General features: G+C 67.3%; 28 protein-coding genes. 13 read left to right on the forward strand and 15 right to left on the reverse strand.

Annotated elements, in window-relative coordinates:
- The first annotated feature begins 39 nt into the window (after positions 1-39).
- The gene (locus ACAM52_RS16285) at positions 40-1,020 is read left to right on the forward strand and encodes a Bug family tripartite tricarboxylate transporter substrate binding protein (RefSeq protein WP_369647636.1); all 981 of its coding nucleotides are present in this window, start codon (positions 40-42) and stop codon (positions 1,018-1,020) included.
- Positions 1,021-1,125: 105 nt separating this feature from the next.
- Entirely contained in the window at positions 1,126-1,962 is an 837-nt protein-coding gene (locus ACAM52_RS16290) for a phosphatase PAP2 family protein (RefSeq protein ID WP_369647637.1), read from the forward strand.
- Positions 1,963-1,978: 16 nt separating this feature from the next.
- Here ACAM52_RS16290 and ACAM52_RS16295 read toward each other — a convergent pair whose 3' ends face one another.
- The gene (locus ACAM52_RS16295) at positions 1,979-2,464 is read right to left on the reverse strand and encodes a molybdenum cofactor biosynthesis protein MoaE (RefSeq protein ID WP_369647638.1); all 486 of its coding nucleotides are present in this window, start codon (positions 2,462-2,464) and stop codon (positions 1,979-1,981) included.
- A gap of 36 nt (positions 2,465-2,500) precedes the next feature.
- Between ACAM52_RS16295 and ACAM52_RS16300 the strand changes: the two genes are divergently transcribed.
- Positions 2,501-3,526: a hypothetical protein gene (locus ACAM52_RS16300; RefSeq protein ID WP_369647639.1), complete on the forward strand. Its 1,026-nt coding sequence runs from the start codon at positions 2,501-2,503 to the stop codon at positions 3,524-3,526.
- Positions 3,527-3,764: 238 nt separating this feature from the next.
- Positions 3,765-4,664 (forward strand): 4-hydroxy-tetrahydrodipicolinate synthase, encoded by a 900-nt coding sequence (gene dapA, locus ACAM52_RS16305; protein ID WP_369647640.1) that lies wholly within the window; start codon positions 3,765-3,767, stop codon positions 4,662-4,664.
- Here dapA and ACAM52_RS16310 read toward each other — a convergent pair.
- Genes ACAM52_RS16310 through ACAM52_RS16340 form a run of 7 tightly spaced genes read right to left on the reverse strand, consistent with a single transcriptional unit; the run spans position 4,651 to position 11,770 of the window.
- On the reverse strand, positions 4,651-4,902 hold the full coding sequence (locus ACAM52_RS16310) for a MoaD/ThiS family protein (RefSeq protein ID WP_369647641.1): 252 nt from the start codon (positions 4,900-4,902) through the stop codon (positions 4,651-4,653). The two genes, dapA and ACAM52_RS16310, sit on opposite strands and share 14 nt — an antisense overlap.
- Positions 4,903-4,910: 8 nt before the next feature.
- Positions 4,911-6,200: a gephyrin-like molybdotransferase Glp gene (gene glp / locus ACAM52_RS16315; protein WP_369647642.1), complete on the reverse strand. Its 1,290-nt coding sequence runs from the start codon at positions 6,198-6,200 to the stop codon at positions 4,911-4,913.
- Complete coding sequence (mobB, locus tag ACAM52_RS16320) at positions 6,193-6,738, reverse strand: molybdopterin-guanine dinucleotide biosynthesis protein B (protein WP_095744706.1); 546 nt, start codon at positions 6,736-6,738, stop codon at positions 6,193-6,195. The genes glp and mobB overlap by 8 nt, the downstream gene beginning before the upstream one ends.
- Before the next feature lie 16 nt (positions 6,739-6,754).
- Entirely contained in the window at positions 6,755-8,170 is a 1,416-nt protein-coding gene (gene thrC / locus ACAM52_RS16325) for a threonine synthase (protein ID WP_369647643.1), read from the reverse strand.
- Positions 8,167-9,489, reverse strand: a complete 1,323-nt coding sequence (locus ACAM52_RS16330; RefSeq protein ID WP_159277543.1) for a homoserine dehydrogenase — start codon at positions 9,487-9,489, stop codon at positions 8,167-8,169. The genes thrC and ACAM52_RS16330 overlap by 4 nt, the downstream gene beginning before the upstream one ends.
- A 14-nt stretch (positions 9,490-9,503) precedes the next feature.
- The gene (locus tag ACAM52_RS16335) at positions 9,504-10,541 is read right to left on the reverse strand and encodes a DUF1176 domain-containing protein (RefSeq protein ID WP_369647644.1); all 1,038 of its coding nucleotides are present in this window, start codon (positions 10,539-10,541) and stop codon (positions 9,504-9,506) included.
- Positions 10,538-11,770 (reverse strand): pyridoxal phosphate-dependent aminotransferase, encoded by a 1,233-nt coding sequence (locus tag ACAM52_RS16340; protein ID WP_095950778.1) that lies wholly within the window; start codon positions 11,768-11,770, stop codon positions 10,538-10,540. The genes ACAM52_RS16335 and ACAM52_RS16340 overlap by 4 nt, the downstream gene beginning before the upstream one ends.
- Before the next feature lie 100 nt (positions 11,771-11,870).
- On the opposite strand from ACAM52_RS16340, the gene ACAM52_RS16345 reads away from it, so the two are divergent.
- From ACAM52_RS16345 to ACAM52_RS16380, 8 genes are all read left to right on the forward strand, one after another.
- A complete protein-coding gene (locus tag ACAM52_RS16345; protein WP_062472996.1) occupies positions 11,871-12,254 on the forward strand; it encodes an Mth938-like domain-containing protein in 384 nt (127 codons plus the stop codon).
- A gap of 144 nt (positions 12,255-12,398) precedes the next feature.
- On the forward strand, positions 12,399-12,875 hold the full coding sequence (locus ACAM52_RS16350; protein ID WP_062472998.1) for a peroxiredoxin: 477 nt from the start codon (positions 12,399-12,401) through the stop codon (positions 12,873-12,875).
- 217 nt (positions 12,876-13,092) lie between these two features.
- Positions 13,093-14,892: a PhoH family protein gene (locus ACAM52_RS16355; protein ID WP_369647645.1), complete on the forward strand. Its 1,800-nt coding sequence runs from the start codon at positions 13,093-13,095 to the stop codon at positions 14,890-14,892.
- A gap of 155 nt (positions 14,893-15,047) precedes the next feature.
- Positions 15,048-15,422 carry a VOC family protein gene (locus ACAM52_RS16360; protein ID WP_062473002.1) on the forward strand — a complete coding sequence of 125 codons (375 nt, stop codon included), beginning with the start codon at positions 15,048-15,050 and terminating at the stop codon, positions 15,420-15,422.
- A 7-nt stretch (positions 15,423-15,429) separates the two neighbouring features.
- Positions 15,430-15,879 carry an EVE domain-containing protein gene (locus tag ACAM52_RS16365; RefSeq protein ID WP_070059600.1) on the forward strand — a complete coding sequence of 150 codons (450 nt, stop codon included), beginning with the start codon at positions 15,430-15,432 and terminating at the stop codon, positions 15,877-15,879.
- A gap of 43 nt (positions 15,880-15,922) precedes the next feature.
- Positions 15,923-16,372 (forward strand): GyrI-like domain-containing protein, encoded by a 450-nt coding sequence (locus ACAM52_RS16370; protein ID WP_369647646.1) that lies wholly within the window; start codon positions 15,923-15,925, stop codon positions 16,370-16,372.
- A complete protein-coding gene (locus ACAM52_RS16375) occupies positions 16,369-16,848 on the forward strand; it encodes an MGMT family protein (protein ID WP_095744698.1) in 480 nt (159 codons plus the stop codon). Before ACAM52_RS16370 ends, ACAM52_RS16375 begins: the two co-directional genes overlap by 4 nt.
- Entirely contained in the window at positions 16,848-17,597 is a 750-nt protein-coding gene (locus ACAM52_RS16380) for a helix-turn-helix transcriptional regulator (protein WP_369647647.1), read from the forward strand. The genes ACAM52_RS16375 and ACAM52_RS16380 overlap by 1 nt, the downstream gene beginning before the upstream one ends.
- Before the next feature lie 15 nt (positions 17,598-17,612).
- On the opposite strand, the gene dnaB is transcribed toward ACAM52_RS16380, so the two are convergent.
- The 7 genes from dnaB to ppsA all read right to left on the reverse strand — a co-directional run bounded on the left by dnaB (position 17,613) and on the right by ppsA (position 23,840).
- Positions 17,613-19,019, reverse strand: a complete 1,407-nt coding sequence (gene dnaB, locus ACAM52_RS16385; protein WP_062473012.1) for a replicative DNA helicase — start codon at positions 19,017-19,019, stop codon at positions 17,613-17,615.
- A 172-nt stretch (positions 19,020-19,191) separates the two neighbouring features.
- Positions 19,192-19,644: a 50S ribosomal protein L9 gene (gene rplI / locus ACAM52_RS16390; RefSeq protein ID WP_056583114.1), complete on the reverse strand. Its 453-nt coding sequence runs from the start codon at positions 19,642-19,644 to the stop codon at positions 19,192-19,194.
- Between the two features lie 15 nt (positions 19,645-19,659).
- Positions 19,660-19,941 carry a 30S ribosomal protein S18 gene (gene rpsR / locus ACAM52_RS16395; protein WP_007830781.1) on the reverse strand — a complete coding sequence of 94 codons (282 nt, stop codon included), beginning with the start codon at positions 19,939-19,941 and terminating at the stop codon, positions 19,660-19,662.
- A 21-nt stretch (positions 19,942-19,962) separates the two neighbouring features.
- The gene (priB, locus tag ACAM52_RS16400) at positions 19,963-20,277 is read right to left on the reverse strand and encodes a primosomal replication protein N (RefSeq protein WP_062473014.1); all 315 of its coding nucleotides are present in this window, start codon (positions 20,275-20,277) and stop codon (positions 19,963-19,965) included.
- A gap of 4 nt (positions 20,278-20,281) precedes the next feature.
- Entirely contained in the window at positions 20,282-20,656 is a 375-nt protein-coding gene (rpsF, locus tag ACAM52_RS16405) for a 30S ribosomal protein S6 (RefSeq protein ID WP_062473016.1), read from the reverse strand.
- Positions 20,657-20,772: 116 nt separating this feature from the next.
- Positions 20,773-21,231: a hypothetical protein gene (locus ACAM52_RS16410; protein ID WP_369647648.1), complete on the reverse strand. Its 459-nt coding sequence runs from the start codon at positions 21,229-21,231 to the stop codon at positions 20,773-20,775.
- Positions 21,232-21,443: 212 nt separating this feature from the next.
- Positions 21,444-23,840, reverse strand: a complete 2,397-nt coding sequence (gene ppsA, locus ACAM52_RS16415) for a phosphoenolpyruvate synthase (RefSeq protein WP_139706146.1) — start codon at positions 23,838-23,840, stop codon at positions 21,444-21,446.
- A gap of 193 nt (positions 23,841-24,033) precedes the next feature.
- On the opposite strand from ppsA, the gene ACAM52_RS16420 reads away from it, so the two are divergent.
- Entirely contained in the window at positions 24,034-24,855 is an 822-nt protein-coding gene (locus tag ACAM52_RS16420; RefSeq protein WP_062473023.1) for a pyruvate, water dikinase regulatory protein, read from the forward strand.
- The last annotated feature ends 11 nt before the right edge of the window (positions 24,856-24,866 follow it).

Genomic DNA, 24,866 nt, shown 5'->3' on the forward strand with positions numbered 1-24,866 from the left:
TCTCTCTTTCTTCGAATGGAGTCGATCATGGTTTTTTCAATGCAGCGCGTCCAACCGATGCGCCGCGCGTTCAGCGTGGGTCTCTTGGCAGCGGCCATGGGCATGGCCGGCCTGGCTCAGGCCCAGGGCGGCACGCCGGTGCGCCTCTTGGTGGGCTTTCCCGCCGGCGCGGGCACCGACGCCATTGCGCGCACCCTGGGCGAAAAGCTCAAGGACGTGCTGGGCGTGCCCGTGGTGGTCGAGAACCGCGCGGGCGCGGGCGGCCAGATCGCGGCGCAGGCGCTGAAGGCCGCGCCGGCCGACGGCCACACGCTGTTCCTGTCGCATGACCACTCCATCTCGATCCTGCCGCAGGTAGTGAAGAACCCGGGCTTCAACCCTGCGACCGACTTCGTGCCCGTGGCCGGCTTCGCCACCTTTGCCAACGTGCTGGCGGTGTCGGGCGGCACGCCGGCCAAGAGCATCGACGAGTACGTGAAGTGGATCCGCACGCAAAAGGGCGGCAAGGAAACCATCGGCGTGCCGGCACCGGCGTCGATCCCCGAGTTCCTCGTGAAGATGATCTCGGACAAGTACAAGATCGACGTGCAGCCCGCACCGTACCGCGGCAGCGCGCCCATGACGGCCGACATGCTGGGCAACCAGATCACGGCGGGCATCGCCTCGGTGCCCGACTTCATCGAGAACCACCGCGCGGGCAAGGTGCGCATCGTGGCCTCCATCGGCGCCAAGCGCCAGGCCCTGCTGCCGAACGTGCCGACCTTCACCGAGCTGGGCTTTGCGAACCTGGAAGACCTGCCCTACTACGGCATCTTCGCGCCGGTGGGCACGCCGCAGGCCGTCATCGACAAGTACGGCGACGCGCTGCAGAAGGTGCTGGCCATGCCCGACGTGAAGCAGAAGCTCACCACGATGGGCCTGACGGTCGGCTACGAGCCCCAGGGCCAGTTCGCGGGCCGCGTGCGCACCTACACGCAGACCTGGGAAAAGATCATCCAGGCGAGCGGCTTCAAGCCCTGAGCTGCGCGGCCTGAGACGGCCGTCACATGAGTGATCTTCGGCCCGGCGGGGCCCCTCTACGATGGGCCCTCGCCTTCCAACAACAAAGCCGGAGACACATCCCTCATGCGATTCACGACCCTCGCCGCCTCGCTGGCGGCCGCGCTGCTGCTCGGCGCCTGCGGCAGCACCGCGCCCATTTCTCCTGCCGACGTCGGCGAATTGCGCCCGGGCTCGGGCTACCTCAAGGGCTACCTGCCCGCCGCCGAGCTGCCCGACAGCCTCGCCCTGCTGCCGGCGCCCCCGGCTGAGGGCTCGGCCGCGCTGGCGGCCGATGGCGCCACCTTCCGCGCGCTCACGGCCCTGCAGGGCACGCCGCGCGGCGCGCTCGCAGTGCAGGACGCCAACCTCAAGTTTCCGAAGGCCGCCGAGGTGTTCTCGTGCGCGCTGGGCATGCCCATCTCCGAGCAAGCCACGCCGAACCTGAACATGCTGCTGCGCCGCACGCTGGCCGATGCCGGCTCGGCCACCTACAAGGCCAAGAACACCTACAACCGCACGCGCCCCTTCGTGGCCTTCAAGACCGGCAGCTGCACGCCCGCCGAAGAAGCCTTTCTGGCCAAGGACGGCTCCTACCCCTCGGGCCACGCAGCCCTGGGCTGGGCCTGGGCGCTGGTGCTGACGGAACTCGCTCCCGAACGCGCCGATGCGCTGCTGCAGCGCGGCCGGGCCTTCTCGCAGAGCCGCGCGATCTGCGGCGTGCACTGGCAGAGCGACATCGAGAACGGCCGGCTGGTCGGCGCGGCGACGGTGGCGAAGCTGCACACGAATCCGGTGTTCCAGGCACAGATGGCGGGTGCCCGGTCAGAGATCGCGAAGGCACGCGCGGCGGGAGCGGTGCCCGCTCAGGATTGCGGCGCGGAAGCCAAGGCGCTGGCGACCTCGGCGCTGATCGCGCCCTGAGTCTCGAACGCGCCGCTCAGGTGGCGCTGTTCGAGGCCGCGATGCCCCAGCGCGCCAGCGCCTCGTCGTCGGTCACGCGGGCATCGACCCAGCGGGCACCCTCGGGCGTCTGCTCCTTCTTCCAGAACGGGGCCTGGGTCTTCAGGTAGTCCATCAGGAACTCGCAGGCCTGGAAGCTCTGGCCGCGGTGGGCGGACACCACCGCCACCATCATGATCTGGTCCAGCGGCTGCAGCAGCCCCACGCGGTGGATCACGCGCGCGCCGAGGATGTCGAAGCGCTTGTGGGCCGCGTCGATCATGGCCTCGATGGCCTTCTCGGTCATGCCGGGGTAGTGCTCCAGCTCCATCGAGGCGATGGTGCTGCCGTCATTGCGGTCTCTGACCGTGCCGATGAAGCTGCAGACAGCGCCGACGCGCGCGTCGGCCGCGCGCAGGGCGGCGATCTCGGCACCGGCGTCGAAGTTGGCCGTCTGGATGGAAACGCGAGGGAGCGAGGACATGCCCAAATTGTGGCACTGCCGCCCTACACTGCGCCGATGCCGGCCCCCACGTCGCTGCCCCTGACACCCGACGATGTCGAGATGCTGCGGCGCGTCGACCTTGCCGCGCGCACCCCGACCGCCGGCCTGGCGGTGCTGGCCGTGCTGCTGGCGGGCTGCGCCCTCGTCTTCGTGGTGATCGGGCGGCTGCCCGGCGCCCCGGTGGGCCTGGCCCTGGCGATGAACGCGGCGGCGCTGGTCACCTTGCTGCTGGGCGCGTGGCTGTTCACCCATCGGGCGCGGATCGACCGGCGCCTGGCCCAGGCCACCCGCGAGGCCTTGGCGAAGAACAGCAAGTTCACCGTGGCCGGCACCGTGGACCACGTGGCCGCCCTGCCCGGCGGCGCGCTGCGCTACACGGTCGACGGCCAGTTCCACATCGACGTCGTGCCGGTGCTGGGCCTGGACGCGCCTCGCAGCCACGCCACGGGCCGACCGCTGACGGCGGTGCGGCACCTGGCGCAGGCGCCCGTCGAGATCGAATGCGTGGCGCGCGACAACGCCGTGCATCTGCTGCTGCGCACGCGTTATCCGATGGCGCGCCAGGCCACGCGCACCGAGCGGCCGGCCACATCGCGCGACCGTCGACGCACCGGGCGCTCGGACCGCCGCTTCATGGGCATCGTGCTGGCGGGCGGCGCGGTCCTGGCGATCGGGACGGCGTGGGCCGACGGTTTTCGCCCGGGCTTCGGCCTGTTCATGGCGGGGTACGCGGCCGCCATCTGTGCGCTGGTGTTCGCGGTCGGCGTGCTGCCGCAGCTGCTGCGCGCACGCCGGTTCACGCACCTGCACACGGTGAGCGGGCCGGTCACCGAAATCCTCACGGCCCAGGTGCCGCAGGGCAAGCACACGGCCGAGGTGCGCTGGTTCCGGGTCGACGGCCAGCTGTTCGGCGCACTCGACCTCAAGACCGACGCGCAGCTGGGCAACCAGGTCACCGTCGAGTTCCTGAGCAATGCCCGCGCCGCCGAGGGCGGCCGTGTCGTGAGCCTGCAACGCAGCGCCACCGCGCCGCCGGCCTAGGCGCGACAATGCAGCCCATGCCTTCGCGCCGCACGTCCACCCGCCTCTCGCCTTCGTTCGAAGGCCAGGCACGCGCGCGCCAGGGCAACAAAGCCAAAAAACCAAAGCTCGTCTGACCGGAGCCGAGGTTCCGTCGTCGGATGAGCGACGGAACCTGCCAAGGCTTTGGCCCCTCTTGGGTTGCGCGCGCATCGGACGGTGGTTCTTTCCATCGGTCGATTCCTGAAAGGAAGCCTGCGTGCCACATCAACAACCAACCGCCGACACCACCACCGATTTCTCGGGCCTGTGGGTCGCCCTCGTCACCCCGTTCCGCGACGGCGCGGTCGACCATACCGCCCTGGCGGCGCTCGTGCGCCGGCTCGCCGACGACGGCGTGACCGGCTTCGTGCCCTGCGGCTCGACCGGCGAAGCCGCCGCGCTCGACGAGGCCGAGCAGCTCGCCGTGCTCGACACCGTGCTCACCGCTGCCGGCGGCCTGCCGGTCGTGATGGGCGTATCGGGCTACCACCTGGGCAAGGCCACGGCCTGGGTGCGCAGGCTCTCGGAGCGCCCGCTGGCAGGCCTGCTGGTGGCCGCGCCGCACTACATCCGCCCGTCGCAGGCCGGCGTGCTCGAGTGGTTCCACGCCATCGCCGATGCCAGCACGGTGCCCGTGCTGGTCTACGACATCCCCTACCGCACGGGCGTGACCATCGCGCGCGAGACGATGCTGGCGCTGGCCGGGCACCCGCGCATCCGCGGCATCAAGGACTGCGGCGGCGACATGGCCAAGACCCGCGCCGTGATCGCCGATGGCCGGCTGCAGGTGCTCACGGGCGAAGACCACCAGATCTTCGCCACCATGGCCGAAGGCGGCGTGGGCGCCATCGCGGCCAGTGGCCATGTGCAGACGAAGCGCCTCGTGCGGCTGGTGCGGCTGCTGGCTGAGAACCGGCTGGCCGAGGCGCGCGCCGAATGGCAGCCGCTGCAGCCGCTGCTGGAGATGCTGTTTGCCGAACCCAACCCGGGCCCGCTGAAGGCGCTGCTGGCGCATGCGGGCGAACTGCGTGACGAGCTGCGCTCGCCGATGACGCGCGCGTCGGACGGCCTGCGCGAGCGCCTCGTGGCGCTGGACGCGCGGCTCAGCCGCCCGTGACGGGCGGGAAGAACGCGACTTCGCAGTCGTCGTTCAGCGCGGCGGCCTCGTCGCTCATGGTCTGATCGAGCGCCATGCGCACAGCCTTGCCGCGTGCGAGCGCGCTGGCGTAGGCCCCGCCGCGGGCGATGAGTTCGTCGCGCAGGGCTGCGAGCGTGCCGGCGGCCGTGTCGACGGTTTCACCGCTGCTGGACAGTGCCTCGCGCACGGAGGCGAAATAACGGATGCGGACCTTCATTGGGTGGTTCAACCGAGCAGCGATGCGAGAGGAATGAAGTTCACGGTGTCGCCGGTCTTGATGGTCCGACCCGCCGGGTTGTCGACCAGGCCGTCGCCCCAGACCATCGAGGTGAGCACGCCCGAACTCTGGTTGGCGAACAGGTCGAGCCCGCCCGCCGCGTTGCGCCGCACACGCAGGAACTCACGGCGCTTGTCGGCGCGCGGCCAGTCGAAATCGGCGCGCAGCGGCACGGCCACGGGCGCCACGCGCGTGGCGCCCTGCAGCGCGAGCAGGAAGGGCCGCACCAGCATCAGGAAGGTCAGGAAGCTCGACACCGGGTTGCCGGGCAGCCCCGTGACGTGGCAAGCGCCCTGCCCGTTGCTGCGCGCGATGGAGCCGTAGGCGAAGGGCTTGCCGGGCTTCATCGACAGCGACCACAGCTGCAGCTCGCCCAGCGATTGCAGCGCGGCGCGGATGTGGTCTTCTTCGCCGACTGAGACGCCGCCGGTGGTGATGATCAGGTCGTTTGCCTCGGCCGCCTCGCGCAACGCGGCAATGGTGGCTTCGCGGTTGTCGGGCACGATGCCCAGGTCGTTCACTTCGCAGCCCAGGCGGTGCAGCAGCGCGCGCATGAAGAAGCGGTTCGAGTTGTAGATCGCGCCGGGCTTCATCGCGTCGGGCGCGACCTCGCCGGGCATCACCAGTTCGTCGCCGGTCGAGAGCATGGCCACGCGCGGCTTGCGCGCGACCTGCAGCTTGTCGAAGCCGACGCTGGCGGCCAGGCCGAGCGCGGCGGGCGTGAGGCGTTCGCCGCGTTGAAGCACCACGTCGCCCGAGGCCACGTCCTCGCCTGCGCGGCGCACCCACTGGCCGGCCACGGGCGCGATGGCGATGCGCACCGACCCCAGACCGCCCTCTTGCGGCGTGGCGGCCGTGTCTTCCTGCATGACGACCGCGTCGGCGCCTTCGGGAATCTGCGCCCCCGTGAAGATGCGCGCCGCCGTGCCGGCCGCGAGCGGCGTGCCGACGGTGCCGGCGGGAATGCGCTGCGTCACGGCCAGCTCGGTGCCGGGCGTGGCGCAATCGGCCGCGCGCACGGCGTAGCCGTCCATCGCGCTGTTGTCGCGCGGCGGCACGGTGAGGCCCGAGACGAGGTCCTGCGCCAGCACGCGCCCGTCGGCATCGAAGGTGCCGACGCTTTCGGCCGGCAGCAGCGGCCGGGCCTTGGCGAGCAGCACCGCGATCGCTTCATCGAGCGGCATCAGCGGCGGGCGCGAGGACGAGGCGGCGAAGGGAACGGGAGAGGAATCAGCCATGGTGTCCGGGGTTGTAGTCGAAGCGCTCGCCGCTGTCGATCAACCACGTGGCAATGGCCTCGGCGTCGTTGAGGTCGAGCACCGGGCGCGCCGTGGCCTCGGGCAGGCCGTCCGGCGCATCGGTGGCGATGGCGGTGACAAAGGGGTCGTCGATGTACAGCGCGGGGCGCGGCGCCTCGCCGTCGCCGCTCGGGCGCCAGACCTCGATCTTGAGCACGTCGCTGTGCCGGAAGCCTTCGACCAGCGCCCAGTCGACCGCCGGGTGCAGCTCGGCGAGCAGCTGGTGCACCGTGAGCTCGACCGGCACCTCGAACTCGCGCATCAGCGCGAGCCGCTGGTCGGACGCGACAACCACCTCGAAGGCCCCGGCCTGCCGGTGGCGCCAGGTGTCCTTGCCGACGTGGTCGATGTCGAAGCGATGGTGCGCATGCTTGACCACCGACACGCGCAGCCCGCGCTGCTTGAGCACGGGAATCAGGCGCTCCACCAACGTGGTCTTGCCAGCGCCGGAATACCCGGCGAAGCCGACGACCTTCATGCCGCAGTAGCCCCGGTCAGTCGCAGTGCTGGGCGATGTAGGCCTTGACGGCCTCGGCATCGGCCGGCAGCTGGACCACGCGCTTGGGCAAGGCTTCGATGCCTTCGAACTTCTTCGGGCGCGCGGGCTCCTCGCCCAGCGCCTCGACCACCGTGGCCGCGAACTTGATCGGCAGCGCGGTCTCGAGCACCACCATCGGCACGCCGGGCGTGAGCTGCTCGCGCGCGGCCTTGAGGCCGTCGGCGGTGTGCGGGTCGATCAGCGTGGCGAAGCGCTTCTCGGTGTCGCGGATCATCGCGAGCCGGTCGGCGTGCGTGCTGCGGCCACTGCGGAAGCCGAAGCGCTCTGCAGCCTGCTTGAAGGCCGGGTCGGCGCTCAGGTCGAAGCTGCCCGTCAGGCCCAGGTCGTCCACGAACAGCTGGCGCAGCCTTGCGGAATCTCGGCCGACCAGATCGAACACGAAGCGCTCGAAGTTGCTGGCCTTGCTGATGTCCATCGACGGGCTGGAGGTTTCGTGCGTGTCGACCGCCGCGCGCACGCGGTAGACGCCGGTGCGGAAGAACTCGTCGAGCACGTCGTTCTCGTTGGTGGCGACCACCAGCGTCTGGATCGGCAGGCCCATCATGCGTGCCACATGGCCCGCGCAGACGTTGCCGAAGTTGCCCGAAGGCACCGTGAAGCTCACCGGCTTGTCGTTGCTCGCCGTGGCCTGGAAGTAGCCTGCGAAGTAGTAGACGACCTGCGCCAGCAGGCGCGCCCAGTTGATCGAGTTGACCGTGCCGATGCGGTACTTGCGCTTGAAGGCCAGGTCGTTCGACACCGCCTTGACGATGTCCTGGCAGTCGTCGAACACGCCGGTGATGGCGATGTTGTGGATGTTGGCGTCCTGCAGGCTGAACATCTGCGCCTGCTGGAACGGGCTCATGCGGCCGTCGGGCGAGGTCATGAAGACGCGCACGCCCTTCTTGCCGCGCATGGCGTACTCGGCCGCGCTGCCGGTGTCGCCGCTGGTGGCGCCCAGGATGTTGAGCTCGGCGCCGCGGCGGGCCAGTTCGTACTCGAACAGGTTGCCCAACAGCTGCATCGCCATGTCCTTGAAGGCCAGCGTGGGGCCGTTGGACAGGGCTTCGAGGTACACGCCATCTTCGAGCTCGCGCAGCGGCACGATCTCGTCGGTGCCGAACACCTCGGCCGTGTAGGTCTTCGCGCAGATCGCCTTCAGGTCGGCTGCAGGAATGTCGTCGATGTACAGCGAGAGGATTTCGAAGGCCAGCTCGTTGTACGGCAGCGTGCGCCATTTGGCGAGCGTGGCGGTGTCGACCTGGGGGTACGTTTCAGGCAGGTACAGGCCGCCATCGGGCGCCAGGCCTTCGAGGAGGATTTCGCAGAAGCGCTTGCGGTCGGCGTGGCCGCGGGTGCTCAGGTAGTTCACTTCAGCTCTTCCTTGCGGATGCGCACGATGGGCTCGAGCACGGTCGGCAGCGCCTGCAGTTCGGCCATGACGTCGTCGACGGTGCCTTCGCGCGCGTCGTGCGTGAGGATGATGAGGTCGGTCTGCGTCGAACCCTCGCCGCCCACTTCGTCGGCTTCGCGCTGCAGCACGGCGTCGATGCTGATGCCAGCGGTGGCCAGCAGGCCCGTCACCTTGGCGAGCACGCCGGCCTGGTCGGCCACGCGCAGGCGCAGGTAGTAGCTGGTGACGACTTCCGACATCGGCAGCACCTTCAGGTCGCTCATGGCGTCGGGGTGGAAGGCCAGGTGCGGCACGCGGTGCGCGGCGTCGGCGGTGTGCAGGCGCGTGATGTCGACCAGGTCGGCAATGACGGCGCTGGCGGTCGGCTCGCTGCCGGCGCCCTTGCCGTAGTACAGCGTGGTGCCGACGGCGTCGCCGTGCACGACCACGGCGTTCATGGCGCCCTCGACGTTCGCCAGCAGGCGCTTGGACGGCACGAGCGACGGGTGCACGCGCAGCTCGATGCCCTGGGCGGTGCGCTTGGTCACGCCCAGCAGCTTGATGCGGTAGCCGAGCTGTTCGGCGTACTTGATGTCCTGCGCGGCGAGCTTGGTGATGCCTTCGACGTGGGCCTTGTCGAACTGCACCGGAATGCCGAAGGCGATGGCGCTCATCAGCGTGACCTTGTGCGCGGCGTCGACGCCTTCGATGTCGAAGGTGGGGTCGGCTTCGGCGTAGCCCAGGCGCTGGGCCTCCTTCAGCACAGTGGCGAAGTCCAGGCCCTTGTCGCGCATCTCGGACAGGATGAAGTTGGTCGTGCCGTTGATGATGCCGGCCAGCCACTGGATGCTGTTGGCCGTGAGGCCTTCGCGCAGCGCCTTGATGATCGGAATGCCGCCAGCCACCGCGGCCTCGAAGGCCACCATCACGCCCTTGGCATGGGCGGCCGCGAAGATTTCGGTGCCGTGCACGGCGAGCAGTGCCTTGTTGGCCGTGACCACGTGCTTGCCGGCCGCGATGGCTTCGAGCACGAGCTGCTTGGCAATGCCGTAGCCGCCGATGAGCTCAATGACGATGTCGATGTCGGGGTTGGCGATGACTTCGCGCGCATCGGCGACCACCTTCACGCCTTCGCCGGCCACTTCGCGGGCGCGGGCGGTGTCGAGGTCGGCCACCATGGTGATCTCGATGCCGCGGCCGGCGCGGCGCTTGATTTCTTCCTGGTTGCGCTGGAGCACCTTGAAGGTGCCGCTGCCGACCGTGCCTGCGCCGAGCAGGCCTACTTGGATGGATTTCATGGGAGGGGTCGCGTTCATGGTTTGGATGAGGTGAGAGACGGTGCTGCGGCGTCCACGAGGCGGCTGACATAGCGCGGCAGGCTCCAGGCGCCACCCGCGAAGCCGCGGCACATGCCGTCGCCGTTCGCACCGGTGCGCACGAAGGTCGTGCCGTTGAAGTGCCAGGTTTCGCTCGACCAACAGTCGCCGATGCCGCGCCCCTTCATGGAAGAGGTGACGCTGGCGTCCTTGTCGTCGAACTCGCCGCTCGCCTCGAGCGACACGGGCGCATAGGGCGGCTTGTCGTTGGCGGTCCAGAGCAGCGTGGTGTAGTTGTACGCGCCCACGCCGCAGCCCAGCGCCAGGAGCACCTTGCGGTCGCTCAGGCGGTGAACCTCCACCGACTTGGCGTTGACCTGGTCCTGGTTGTTGCACCGCTCGCGCGCGTCTTTCAGGTCGAGCGACGGAAAGATGCGCGCGGCCAGCGCGTCGTCGCCTGGCCGCGCCTTCGGCGGCTTGACCACATGGACGACGGGCATGGGCACCGGTGGCAGCACGGAAGACTCGGGCTTGGCGCCCTTGCGCACCAGCGCACCCGGGGTGCCGATGCGGCCCTGCGTTTCGTCCATTTTCAGCAGCACGGCGTTGAGGCCGGCGAGCGACAGCGTCCATTTCTTGCCGCCGTTGGCGGTGACGGTGGCGTCATCGTTCTTGAGCAGCTCGGGCAGCACAGCGCGGATCTGGCCCTGGTCGAAGCTGGCGGTTCCCGCGTCGAGGCCGGACAGGGCGGCCTTGCCGACCTTGAAGCGCAGCGGCCCCTTGGCACTGCCGTCATCGCCGATCTGCAGCTGAATATCGAGGGCCGTATTCGGCCCAGCCGCGCGGGTGATCAGCATCGACACCTGCTGATGCTCCCCGCCGTCCGCCTGGTAGCCGGCGGCGCGGCAGGTCAGCGTGTTGTCGCAGACCAACTCCCAGTCGTTGTGCGAGAACGAGACCGGCTCTTTCTTCCCGGCCGCGCCGACAGACAGTGCGCCCAGCAACAGCGCGGCAGCGACGCAGGCGGATTTCATGGTCCCGTCTTGCGACGCAACCGGTACTGCTCCAGGAACTTGGCGATGCGGTTGATGGCCTCGCGCAAGTCGTCTTCGTGGGGCAGGAACACGATGCGGAAGTGGTCCGGCGTGGCCCAGTTGAAGCCGGTGCCCTGCACCAGCATCACGCGGGTTTCCTTCAGCAGCTCGAGGAAGAACTGGCGGTCGTCCGCGATCGGGTAGACCTCGGGATCGAGCTTGGGGAACATGTAGAGCGCGGCGCTGGGCTTGACGCAGCTCACGCCGGGAATGGCGGTGATCAGCTCGTAGGCTAGGTCGCGCTGGCGGCGCAGGCGCCCGCCTTCGCACACGAGGTCGTTGATGCTCTGGTAGCCGCCGAGCGCCGTCTGGATGGCCCACTGGCCCGGCACGTTGGCGCACAGGCGCATGTTCGAGAGCATGTTCAGGCCCTCGATGTAGTCGCGTGCGCTGCGCTTGTCACCCGACACCACGAGCCAGCCGGCGCGGTAGCCGCACGAGCGGTAGCTCTTGGACAGCGAATTGAAGGTGAGCGTGAGCACGTCGGTCGACAGGCTGGCGATGGCCGTGTGCTTGACGCCGTCGTACAGCACCTTGTCGTAGACCTCGTCGGCGAAGATCACGAGGCCGTGCTCGCGGGCGATCTCGACGAGGCTCTTGAGCAGCTCGTCGGAATAGAGCGCGCCGGTCGGGTTGTTCGGGTTGATGACCACGATGCCCTTGGTGCGCGGCGTGATCTTGGCGCGGATGTCGGCCAGGTTCGGCATCCAGCCGTTGTCCTCGTCGCACAGGTAGTGCACCGGCGTGCCGCCCGACAGGCTCGTGGAAGCGGTCCACAGCGGGTAGTCGGGGGCCGGCAGCAGCAGCTCGTCGCCGTCGTTGAGCAGCGCGTTGGTGGACATGGCGATCAGCTCGCTGGCGCCGTTGCCCAGGTAGATGTCGTCGAGCGTGACGCCCGCGATGCCCTGCTTCTGGGTCTCGTGCATCACGGCCTTGCGCGCCGCGAAAACGCCCTTGCTGTCCGAGTAGCCCGCCGAGGTCGGCAGGTTGCGGATCATGTCCTGCTGGATCTCCTCGGGCGCATCGAAGCCGAACACGGCCAGGTTGCCGATGTTGAGCTTGATGATCTTCTGGCCTTCTTCCTCCATCTGCTTGGCGGCGTCCATGATGGGACCGCGAATGTCATAGAGGACGTTGGCCAGCTTGGCCGATTTCTTGAGCTGCTTCAAAGGGGCCCTCCCGGGCGGGTTTACTCGAAGGTCAAAGGCCCCTGCGGGCCTCGTGTCACTAGGGAAAACCTATAATTTGACCACAGTTCCCAGTGCCCCGATGAAGCTCCAGCCCGACAAATCCGACGTCCAGACCCTCACCGCACACGGCCCCGGCTGGGTCGCGATCAACAACGAAAAGGTGGAGGGCAGCGTGGTCGTGGGTTCGCGTGGCGAACGCTTTGCCTGGGATTGCACGCGTTTCGACCAGCTGGGCCCCGAACAATTCGCGCAATTGGCCTCGTTGGGCGCCGAATTGGTCATTTTCGGCAGCGGCAACCGCATCCGATTTCCCCAACCGGCCTGGCTGCAGCCCCTGATGGCGCAACGCACCGGCGTGGAGACCATGGACACCCCGGCGGCCTGCCGGACCTACAACATCCTGGCCGGCGAAGGCCGGCACGTCATCGCCGCCCTGCTCGTCGAGAGCCCGGCGGGTGGCTGAGAGAGGGGTTTTCGAGGTAAAATACCGGGTTGCGAACCGGCCAGCTACCCCAAGTTAGCAACGACCAATCCTCCGTTCATCGAGCAAGCCCGAAAAAGGCTGAGAGGGCTCGGAGAACGGAATCTAACGGAGAAAACAAGTTTCATGGCGATCGTTGTCAACAAACCCATTCCTGAATTCGACGCCAACGCCACGGGCGGCATCAAGGTTTCGAACACCTCGCACCTCGGCCACGTCATGGTCATGTATTTTTACCCGAAAGATAACACTCCGGGTTGCACGACCGAAGCGATGCAGTTCCGCGACCACTACAAAGACTTCGAAAAAGCCGGTGCCACGGTCTTCGGCGTGTCGCGCGACAACATGAAGTCGCACGACGAATTCAAGGCCAAGCTCGAACTCCCCTTCGAACTGATTGCCGACACCGAAGAAAAAATGTGCCACATGTTCGGCGTGGTCAAGAACAAGATCATGTACGGCAAGAAGGTCAAGGGCATCGAGCGCAGCACCTTCCTGATCGGCGCCGACGGCATCCTGAAGGCCGAATGGCGCGGGCTCAAGGTCCCAGGCCATGTCGAAGACGTCCTCAAGGCCGTCAAGGCACTCAAGAAGGCCGCCTGATCACGCCGCAAGGCACCAGGCGTGCGCTTTTGCATCAAGTCGTGGGAATTGCCCCACGCAGTGTGCAAAGAGCCTCTGGTGCGTCTTTTGCGGTGTGCATAATGGCCTCATGCCGTTGAGCTCCACGACCGCATCCTCCGAACGAAGCCGCCTGGGTCTACAGGCGGCTTTTTCGTTTTCCGGCCCTCCTCTTTCTTCCTTGCGAGCGACCTGACCCATGCCATTGCCTCCCGCCCCCACGAAACGCGCCGCATTGCTCTCGCCGGATGCCATCGACGCACCCGCCCGTCCCTCGCACAGAAACTCGCGCCGTTCCGGCGATTCACGCGACGACGCCCCCGCCAAGAGCGGACCGCAGCCGCTGGAGCTGTTCGACAACCTCGGCACGGAAGGCGGCGGCGAAGCGCCTGTCGCACGCCCGGCACGCCGCTCGAAGACCAAGGCTGCACCCGCCCCGGCGCCCACGTCGGCACCGGTGAGCGCACCGCAGCAGCAACCCGCGATGGTGCAGGTCGAGACGCGCGTGCCCACGCCCGCCCCGGCAGCCGCCACGCCCGTCGCGGCGCCCCAGCAGGCCCTGGCACGTCCCAAGCGCAAGTCCACGGGCCCCGCCAAGCTGTTCGTGCTCGACACGAACGTGCTGCTGCACGACCCGATGTGCCTGTTCCGCTTCGAGGAGCACGACATCTTCCTGCCGATGATCGTGCTGGAAGAGCTCGACGGCCACAAGAAGGGCACGACCGAAGTCGCGCGCAACGGCCGCCAGACCAGCCGCACGCTCGACGCGCTGGCCGCCGCGCAGGACGCCGACATCGACAAGGGCCTGAAGCTGGACACCACCGGCCACCGCGAAGCCGGCGGGCGCCTCTTCTTCCAGACCGCCCCGCTCGACTACTCGCTGCCGATCAGCCTGCCCCAGGGCAAGGCCGACAACCAGATCCTGGGCGTCGTGCACGCGCTGCGCGACGAGTACGCCAAGGACCGCCCGGGCAAGCCGAAGCAGGAAGTCGTGCTGGTGTCCAAGGACATCAACATGCGCGTCAAGGCGCGCGCCCTCGGCCTGGCCGCCGACGACTACCAGAACGACAAGACGCTGGAAGACGGCGACCTGCTCTACGCCGGCTCGCTCGCGCTCCCGCCCGACTTCTGGACCCGCCAGAGCAAGACGGTCGAAAGCTGGCAAAGCGGCAGCAACACCTTCTACCGGATCAGCGGCCCGCTGGTGCCCAACCTCTACATCAACCAGTTCGTCTTCTTCGAGGCGCCCGGCGAGCCGAGCATGTACGCGCGCGTCACCGAGATCCGCGACAAGACCGCGGTGCTCAAGACGCTCAAGGACTACAGCTCGGGCAAGAACGCGGTCTGGGGCGTGAACACGCGCAACCGCGAGCAGAACTTCGCGATGAACCTGCTGATGGACCCCGAGATCGACTTCGTCACGCTGACCGGCACGGCCGGCACCGGCAAGACGCTGATGGCGCTGGCCTCCGGCCTCACGCAGGTGCTCGACGACCGCCGCTACACCGAGATCATCATGACCCGCGCCACGGTGAGCGTCGGTGAAGACATCGGCTTCCTGCCCGGCACCGAGGAAGAAAAGATGGGCCCCTGGATGGGCGCACTCGACGACAACCTCGAGTTCCTGGCCAAGGGCGACGGCGGCGGCGCCGGCGAGTGGGGCCGCGCGGCCACCAACGAGCTGATCCGCAGCCGCATCAAGGTCAAGAGCATGAACTTCATGCGCGGGCGCACCTTCCTGAACAAGTACGTGATCATCGACGAGGCGCAGAACCTCACGCCCAAGCAGATGAAGACGCTGATCACCCGCGCCGGCCCCGGCACGAAGATCATCTGCATGGGCAACCTCGCGCAGATCGACACGCCCTACCTCACCGAAGGCTCGTCGGGCCTCACCTTCGCGGTCGACAAGTTCAAGGGCTGGCCGCACGGCGGGCACATCACGCTGGCGCGCGGCGAACGCTCGCGCCTGGCCGACTTCGCAAGCGACGTGCTCTAGATTCATCGGCTCCGGCCGACACCGGCCCGCGCATGCTCCCGGAGCATCGCGGGCTTTTTTTCACCCGCCATGACAGGCTACTGACAAGACGTTGTCAGGAGGCGGCTCGCACCATCCAGGCTCCTTCCAACGCAACGAACGAAAGAGAGCACTTCATGACCACCCATGCCATCACCTGGTTCGAGATTCCGGTCGCCAACCTGGACCGCGCCCAGGCCTTCTACGAAACCGTGCTCGCGCGCAAGCTGCGCCGCGAAGACTTCGGCGGCAACCCGCTGGCCGTGTTTCCCTACGACGACCCCGCCACCGGCGGCGCGCTGAAGCCCGGCGCCAACACCAGTGCGCAGGCCGGCAGCGGCATCCGCGTCTACCTCGACTGCATGCCCAGCATCGATGCCGTGCTCTCGCGCGTCGAAGCGGCCGGCGGGCAGATCGTGGCGCCCAAGTCGGCGCTGCCACCGGGCATGGGCTTCATCGCCCACCTGCGCGACACCGAAGGCAACGAAGTCGGCCTGCACGCCCCGGCCTGAGACACCCATGGCACAACGCAACTGGATTGCGGTCGCCAGCGCCGAGCACGCCCGGCGCGGCCGGGACCACCGGCCGCTCGGGTTCATGCAGGTGGGCCACGGCAAGCTCGCGCCACTCAAGCGCGTGGCGGCGGGCGACCGCGTGGCCTACTACGCGCCGGCCACGGTGTTCGGCGGCACGGACAAGCTGCAAAGCTTCGTGGCGCTGGGCATCGTGCAGCCGGGCGATCCGTACGAGTTCGACATGGGCAACGGCTTCGTCCCATGGCGCCGCGACGTGGCCTATGTCGCCGCGCACGAGGCGCCCATCGCCCCGCTGATCGAACGCCTTGCCTTCATCGAAACCCCGAAGCAATGGGGCTACAAGTTCCGCTTCGGCCTGTTCGACATCACCGACATCGACATGAAACTGATCGCGCAGACGATGAAGGCCGAACCGAAGGCGCTCCTGTTTTGAGCGCTTTCGCCCTCCTCATCCGCCACTTCCGGAGAAAAACCGCATGGACCCCATCCGCCAACACCACGACGCCTTCCGCGTCGCCGGCCTCACGGTACGCACCACCAACCGCGAAGAGATCGACCCCGCCACCGCACGCATCGGCGCGCTGTGGAACCGCTTCTTCGGCGAACAGACCTACGAGTCGACGCCGTACCGCACCAGCGACACGCGCATCTTCAGCGTCTACTCCGCCTACGAATCGGACGCGCACGGCGCCTTCGACATGACGGCCGGCGTCGCCGTCTCGGATGGCGCCAACAGCGTCGCCATCGAAGCCGGCGACTACCTCGTGTTCACAGGCCGCGGCGAGATGCCGCAGATGGTGATCGCCACCTGGCAGCGCATCTGGCAGTATTTCGAGGCGCACCCGGAAATCGTGCGCCGCTACCGCAGCGATTTCGAAGCCTACGAGGGGCCGGACGCAGTGGCGATCCATATCGGAGTCTCATGAGCACACGCAAGGGCTGGCGCGACAGGCTGGCCGGCTACCCGAACCTGCCGAACGTGAAGGCCATTCCCCCGGCCATGCGCGCGCGGCATGGCGAGGGCACCATCGCCACGCCCTCGCCCGCTGAAGTCGAGGAGGCCATGCGCGGCGTGCCCGAAGGCCGCCTCGCTACCGTGCTCGGCATCGGCGAAGACATCGCGGCGCGCCACCAGGCCACCATCGGCTGCACCGTGACCACGGCGATCTTCGCCCACATGGTGGCCCACGCCACCGAGGAAGCCATGACGACGGGCGCCGGTCGCACGCCAGGCACGCCGTACTGGCGCACACTCAAGATCGGCGGCGAACTCAACCCCAAGTACCCGGGCGGCATCGAGGCCCAGATGTCGCGCCTCGAGGCCGAAGGCCACACGGTGGTCCAGCGCGGCAAGCGCTACTTTGTCGAGGACTTCGCCAGGAAGCTCGTCGGAACGCGTTGATGCGCCGCGCCGACCGCCTCTTTCAGCTCGTGCAGCTCATCCGCGGCCGCCGCCTCACCACGGCCGCCTTCCTGGCGCAGCGCCTGGAGGTGTCCGAGCGCACGGTGTACCGCGACGTCGCCGACCTGCAGCACCAGGGCGTGCCGATCGAGGGCGAGGCCGGCGTCGGCTACCGCCTCGGCGCGGGCTTCGAGCTGCCGCCGCTGATGTTCACGCAGGACGAGGCGTCGGCGCTCGTGGCCGCCGCGCGCATGACCCAGAGCTGGGTCGATCCGGCGATGGCGCGCAACATCGAGACGGGCCTGGGAAAGATCCTGTCGGTGCTGCCACCGGCGGCGCGCGTGTCGGCCGAGGCGCTGGCGCTGTATGCACCCGCGCTCGGCCTCGACGACGCCCTGCGCACGCGGCTGCAGACGCTGCGCGAGGCCGTGCAGGCGCACCAGAAGCTGCGGCTGCACTACCGCGACGTCTCGGGCGACGCCAGCGAGCGCACGGTGCGGCCGCTGGGCTGCTTCTACTGGGGCAAGGTCTGGACGCTCTCGACGTGGTGCGAGCTGCGCAACGATTTCCGTGGCTTCCGGGTCGACCGCATGGAGGCCGTGGAGGTGCTCGCGACGCGCTTCCAGGACGAACCCGGCAAGACGCTGGCCGACCTGCTGCGGCAGGTGAAGGCCGAGGCGCAGCGCCACAAGGTGTGGGAGCAGAAGCCGCCGGCCTCGACATCCGAACCCGGCGGCGATGCCGGCTGACGAGCTGCCCTGCGGTCAGTACTCGTCGTTGTTGCTGTAGCCGACGAGGTTCTCGAACTTGGTGATCGGCTTCAGGAAGGCCAGCTTCACCGTGCCGGTCGGGCCGTTCCGGTGCTTGCTGATGATCACCTCGGCCACGCCCGGCTCCTTCGACTCCTTGTTGTAGTAGTCGTCGCGGTAGATGAACATGATGATGTCCGCGTCCTGCTCGATGGCGCCGGATTCGCGCAAGTCGCTCATCATGGGACGCTTGTCGGTACGCGCTTCCACGCCGCGGCTGAGCTGCGACAGCGCGATCACCGGGCACTTCAATTCCTTGGCCAGCATCTTCAGGCCGCGCGAGATTTCGCCCACGGCCGTGGCGCGGTTCTCGTCGCCCGAGCTGCTGGTCGACATGAGCTGCAGGTAGTCGACCACGATCAGACCCAGGCGCCCGTACTGGCGTGCCAGCCGGCGCGCATTGGCGCGCAGCTCGCTGGACGAGAGGCCCGGCGTCTCGTCGATGTGCAGCGACACCGTGCGCAGTTTCTCGATGGCCTCGGTCAGGCGCGGCCACTCTTCGTCGCTGAGCTTGCCGGTGCGCAGGTGGCCCTGGTCGATGCGGCCGATGGAACCCACGATACGCACCGCCAGCTGGGCGGCGCCCATTTCCATCGAGAACACCGCCACCGGCAGCCCCTCTTCGAGCGCCACGTGCTCGGCGATGTTGATCGCCAGCGAGGTCTTGCCCATCGAGGGACGCGCGGCCAGCACGATCATGTCGCCCGGCTGCAGGCCCGAGGTCATCTTGTCGAAGTCGTTGAAGCCCGTGCGCACGCCCGTGATGTCGTTCGGGTTCTCGGCCATCTCGGTCACACGGTCGAGCAGCTCGACCACCAGGGAATCCATGCTCTGGAAGCCCTGCTTCATCCGCGTGCCTTCTTCGCCGATGTTGAAGATCTTCTGCTCGGCTTCGTCCAGGATCTTGTCGACCGGCTTGCCCTGCGGATTGAAGGCGTTGGTCGCGATCTCGTCGGCGGCGGTCACGAGCTTGCGCAGGATGGAGCGCTCGCGCACGATCTCGGCGTAGCGCCGGATGTTGCTCGCGCTCGGCACGTACTGCGCGAGCGAGTTCAGGTAGACCAACCCGCCGATGTCATCGGCCTTGCCGAGATTCTGCAGCTGCTCGAAGACCGTGATCACGTCGGCCGGCTTGCTGGCATTGATCAGCCCGCCGATGGCCGCGTAGATCAGCTTGTGCTCATGGCGGTAGAAGTCGCCGTCGACCAGCAGGTCGCCCATGCGGTCCCAGGCGCCGTTGTCCAGCAGCAAGCCCCCCAGCACGCTGGATTCGGCCTCGATGGAATGAGGCGGAATGCGCAATTGCGCGATCTGGCGGTCGGCCGACGAATCATTGTCGGCATAGGAGAAAACAGCGGACATGGACTTCCCTTGCAACCCTGCATGCTAAGCCGCGCAGGACGCGCCGCGTGTGGACAAGGTTGTTAATAAACGGTGAACTTCCGGTGCAGCGAGCTGGACAACCCACGCGCAGAAAAGAAAAAGCCGCCCGAAGGCGGCTTTCTTGCGTCAGCGCACGGGGCGCTGCGAACGATCAGGCGGTTTCGCCGTAGACCGTGACGGTGATCTCGACGACCACGTCGGTGTGCAGCGAGACGCTCACGGTGTTGTCGCCAACGACCTTGATCGGGCCGTTGGGCAGACGCACTTGCGACTTGGCAACCTTGTAGCCCTGCTTGTTCAGCTCTTCGGCGATGTCGCCGTTGGTGACCGAACCGAACAGACGGCCGTCCACGCCAGCCTTTTGGGTCAGCTTGACGGTCGAGCCGGCGAGCTTCTCGCCCTGGGCTTGCGACTCGGCCAGCTTGGCGGCTGCAGCCTTTTCGAGTTCGACGCGCTTGGCTTCGAATTCGGCCTTGTTGGCAGCGGTGGCGCGACGGGCGCGGCCCGAGGGGATCAGGAAGTTGCGTGCGTAGCCGTCCTTGACCTTGACGATGTCGCCCAGGCCGCCGACGTTCAGAACCTTGTCCAGAAGAATGATTTGCATGGTGTGTGCTCCTTCTTAGACGCGGTGCTGGTCGCTGTACGGCACCATGGCCAGGAAGCGCGCGCGCTTGATGGCGGTGTTCAGCTGACGCTGGTAGATCGCGCGCGTGCCGGTCAGGCGTGCGGGGATGATCTTGCCGTTTTCGCTGATGAAGTCACGCAGCGTGTCGATGTCCTTGTAGTCGATTTCTTCGACGCCAGCGACGGTGAAACGGCAGAAGCGCTTGCGCTTGAACAGCAGCGACTGGGTGTTGCGCTTCGGGCGCTTGTCTTTGTTGAATTTCTTGAACGTGGCCATTGGGGGACCTCTTGTCGAAAATTAATCTTGCTGAAAATCCTGGATGTGCAGGACCGGATGCTTGCCGTTGCCCGGTGTCGCGAGAAACCCCTGGAATCGCCAGAGACTTCCCATCGACTGCGCTGCGAGCCGCTCGGCGATGGCGCCGAACGCAACGGCCTTGAGGGCCGTCTTCACCTGCCGGGGCTTTCCCGCCTCCTGGAGCGTCGACTCATGGTCGAGCTTCAGATCGAGGGCGGGAAGGCCGGCTGGCGTGTATCGCAGGGTTCCGAGTTCGGCGACAGAGGCGGTCAGCAGAAGCTGGTTGACCCCGGTCGCCGCAGCGGCAGCCGTCACGCCATCAGTTGTTGTTGGCGGCGTATTCGGCCTGCTGGGCCTTGCGGGCCTCTTCGCGCTCGACCGTCTTCATCATCGACGAAGGACCGGTGTCGGCCTTCTTCTTCTGAACGGTCAGGTGACGCAGCACGGCATCGTTGAACTTGAACGCGTGTTCCAGTTCGCCCATCACGGCTTGTTCAGCTTCGATGTTGACGCACAGGTAGTGGGCCTTGTTGAGCTTGTTGATCTGGTAAGCCAGCTGACGGCGGCCCCAGTCTTCAACGCGGTGGACCTTGCCGCCGCCGGCCGTGATCAGGCCCTTGTAACGCTCCAGCATGGCCGGAACTTGTTCGCTCTGATCCGGGTGGATGAGCAAGATGATTTCGTAGTGACGCATGGCACTCCTTGTGGATTCTTCCGTGGAAGAGGAAAAGCCACCCGCAGCGTCGGGCGCGGTATGGCAAGGCAAAGCCGGCGATTATAGCCCTGTGTTGCGCAATCCGGCAAGGCACCTCAGTCGTTGAGGGCCTTGTCGAGGGCAGCCGCCTTCTCCGCGCCAACGGCGGCGCGGATCTTGGGCGCAAGTGCCAGGAGGTCTTCGTAGCTGGTCGTGCCTTCGACCTGGAGGTTGAGCCGGAAGCCCATCAGGCCCAGGCCGCCGGTCAGCTGGGTGGCAATCGGATACGCGTCCTTGTAGCGCTGCTGCCGGCTGCGGCCGGAAGGTGCAGCAGGCGCCGGGGCCGCCGAAACCGCGGGCGCCACGGCTGGCGGCTGGCCGGCCAGAGGCGCCAGCAGGCCCAGCGCGACCATCTGATCGACCTCCTCGCGCCCGATGCCCAAGCCCGAGGCCAGCACGTCGTCGATCGAGCGCTTGCCGTCGAACTGGATGAAGGCCGAGCGCTGGCGCGGCGTCAACGGCACCGAGCGGTCCTTGAGGACCTGCTGTCCGGCTTCCGTCTTGACAAGAATCATGGGGGTCTCCGGCGAAGTGCTGACACAGGCCCTGACGGGCCGCATCACCTCAAGCAGGCAGCCGGATTGCGCCGCCTGCGAATGTCACGAGTCTGACACCGGAAACGCACTTTGTTTCATTTGCACAGGCGGGCACGGGGGAATCCCCCATGGGGATTTCCGCCATTCGCCGCGTGGCATCACGTGGCGGTGCATGCCCGCCGCGCGCTGGCTCAGCCTCTTTGGGCCAGTTGCTGCCAGGTGTCGATCACGCTGTCCGGGTTCAGCGAGATCGATTCGATGCCCTGCTCCGCCAGCCACAGCGCGAAGTCCGGGTGGTCGCTGGGGCCCTGGCCGCAGATGCCGACGTACTTGCCTTCGGCCTTGCAGGCCTTGATGACGCGGCTCAGCAGTGCCTTGATGGCCGGGTCGCGCTCGTCGAAGTCGGCCGCCAGCAACTCGAGGCCGGAGTCGCGGTCCAGGCCCAGCGTGAGCTGGGTCAGGTCGTTCGAACCGATCGAGAAGCCGTCGAAGAACTTCAGGAACTCTTCCGGCAGCACCGCATTGCTCGGCACTTCGCACATCATGATCAGCTTGAGCGCGTTCTCGCCGCGCTTGAGGCCGTGCTCGCCCAGCAGCGTGGTCACGCGCTCGGCCTGGCCCAGCGTGCGCACGAAGGGCACCATGATCTGCACGTTGGTCAAGCCCATGTCGTTGCGCACGCGCTTGAGCGCCTCGCATTCCATGGCAAAGGCCTCGCCGAAATCGGCGCTCAGGTAGCGCGCGGCACCGCGGAAGCCCAGCATCGGGTTTTCTTCTTCCGGTTCGTAGCGGCTGCCGCCGATCAGCTTGCGATACTCGTTCGACTTGAAGTCCGAGAGGCGCACGATGACGGGCTTGGGCCAGAACGCGGCGGCAATGGTCGCGACGCCCTCGGTCACCTTGTCGACGTAGAACGCACGCGGCGAGGCATGGCCGCGGGCCACCGACTCGACGGCCTTCTTCAGGTCGTTGTCGACGTTCGGGTAGTCGAGGATCGCCTTCGGGTGCACGCCGATGTTGTTGTTGATGATGAACTCCAGGCGCGCCAGGCCCACGCCGTGGTTCGGCAGCTGCGCGAAGTCGAAGGCGAGCTGGGGGTTGCCCACGTTCATCATGATCTTCAGATCGATCTCGGGCATCACGCCGCGCTGCACTTCGGTCACTTCGGTCTCGAGCAGGCCGTCGTAGATGAAGCCGGTGTCGCCCTCGGCGCAGCTCACGGTGACGAGCGTGCCGTCCTTGAGCAGGTCGGTCGCGTCGCCGCAGCCGACCACGGCCGGAATGCCGAGCTCGCGCGCGATGATGGCGGCGTGGCAGGTGCGCCCGCCGCGGTTGGTGACGATGGCGGCGGCGCGCTTCATCACCGGTTCCCAATTGGGGTCGGTCATGTCGGTGACGAGCACGTCGCCGGCCTGCACCTGGTCCATTTCGCTGATGTTGTGCACGATGCGCACGGCACCCGTGCCGATCTTCTGGCCGATGGCACGGCCTTCGGCCAGCACGGCGCCCTTGCCCAGCAGCTTGTAGCGCTGCTCGGCCTTGCCCTGCTGCTGGCTCTTCACCGTTTCGGGACGCGCCTGCAGGATGTAGAGGTGGCCGTCGGTGCCGTCCTTGCCCCACTCGATGTCCATCGGGCGGCCGTAGTGCTCTTCGATCACCAGCGCGTAGCGGGCCAGCTGCTCGACGTCGGCGTCGCTCAGCGAGTAGCGGTTGCGCTGCTCGGCCTTGACGTCGGTGGTCTTGACCAGCTTGCCGCTCGCCTTCTTCTCTTCGGGCGTGGCGAACTCCATCTGGATCAGCTTGGAGCCGAGGTTGCGGCGGATCACGGCCTTCTTGCCGGCCTTGAGGGTCGGCTTGTGGACGTAGAACTCGTCGGGGTTCACCGAGCCCTGCACCACCGTCTCGCCCAGGCCATAGCTCGAAGTGATGAACACGACCTGGTCGAAGCCCGACTCGGTGTCGATGGTGAACATCACGCCGGCGGCGCCGAGGTCGGAGCGCACCATGCGCTGCACGCCGGCCGACAGCGCGACCACGTCGTGCTCGAAGCCCTTGTGCACGCGGTAGCTGATGGCGCGGTCGTTGTACAGGGAGGCGAACACCTCCTTCATCTTGTGCAGCACGTCGTCGATGCCGACCACGTTCAGGAAGGTTTCCTGCTGACCGGCGAACGAAGCGTCGGGCAGGTCTTCGGCGGTGGCCGAGGAGCGCACGGCGAACGAGGCGGCGGGGTTGCCGGCGCTCAGCGTGGCAAAGGCCTCGCCGATGGCTTTCTGCAGGTCGGCCGGGAACGGCTGGGCCTCGACCATGGCACGGATTTCGGCGCCGGCCGTGGCCAGGGCGCGCACGTCTTCGGTGTCCAGCGCGGCCAAGCGCTTGCTGATCTTGTCGGCCAGGCCGTCGTGCGCCAGGAACTGGCGGAACGCGTGGGCCGTGGTCGCAAAACCGGTCGGCACGCGCACGCCCTGTGGCAGCTGCGAGATCATTTCGCCGAGGCTGGCGTTCTTGCCGCCAACCGACTCGACGTCGGTCATCCTCAGGTTTTCAAATGGCACGACCAGTGCGGTCGCCTCGAAAAGTGCAGACATGGGGAAGCTCCAGAAGTTGAAACCGGCGCTGCATGCAGACGGCGCAGCACGATCGTTGTCGTTGCTTTGGGTGCGGTCGCGGTGTGCATGGAAAGAATTCGAGGGGGTGGGGAAAGCGGATTCCCGATAATGGCCCGGATTGTAGGCGTGGCAGGTCGCGCGCGCCGCAGGACTCCGCCGCAAAAGCAACACCATGCATACACGCACCGTTTTCTTCGTCTCCGACGGCACCGGCATCACCGCCGAAACCTTCGGCAATGCCGTTCTGGCCCAGTTCGAGATGAAGCCGCGCCACGTGCGGCTGCCGTTCACCGACACGGTCGACAAGGCGCACCAGGCGGTGCGGCAGATCAACCACACGGCCGAAGTCGAGGGCGTGCGCCCCATCGTCTTCACCACGCTGGCCAACATGGACGTGCTGGGCGTGATCGAAACCGGCTGCAAGGGCATGCTGCTGGACATGTTCGGCACCTTCGTGCGGCCGCTGGAAATCGAGCTGGCCATGAAGTCGAACCATCGCATCGGCCGCTTCAGCGACGTCAGCAAGAGCAAGGCCTACAACGACCGCATCGCGGCCATCGACTTCAGCCTGCAGCACGACGACGGCCAGAGCCACCGCGACCTGGAAGGCGCCGACGTGATCCTGGTCGGCGTGAGCCGCAGCGGCAAGACGCCCACCTCGCTCTACCTGGCGATGCAGCACGGCCTGAAGGCGGCCAATTACCCGCTGATTCCCGAAGATTTCGACCGCCGCCAGCTCCCGCCGGCGCTGAGCCCGCACCGCAAGAAGATCTTCGGCCTGACGATCCAGCCCGAGCGACTGAGCGAGATCCGCAACGAGCGCCGGCCCAACTCGCGCTACGCCAGCCTCGAGAACTGCCGCCACGAAATCAGCGAGGCCGAGGCCATGATGCGGCGCGCCGGCATCCGCTGGCTCTCGACGACCACCAAGTCGATCGAGGAAATCGCCACCACGATCCTGCAGGAGCTGCGGCCGGAGCGATTGGTCTACTGATTTGCTATCTT

Source organism: Variovorax sp. V118, from assembly GCF_041154445.1.
Lineage (GTDB): Bacteria > Pseudomonadota > Gammaproteobacteria > Burkholderiales > Burkholderiaceae_C > Variovorax > Variovorax boronicumulans.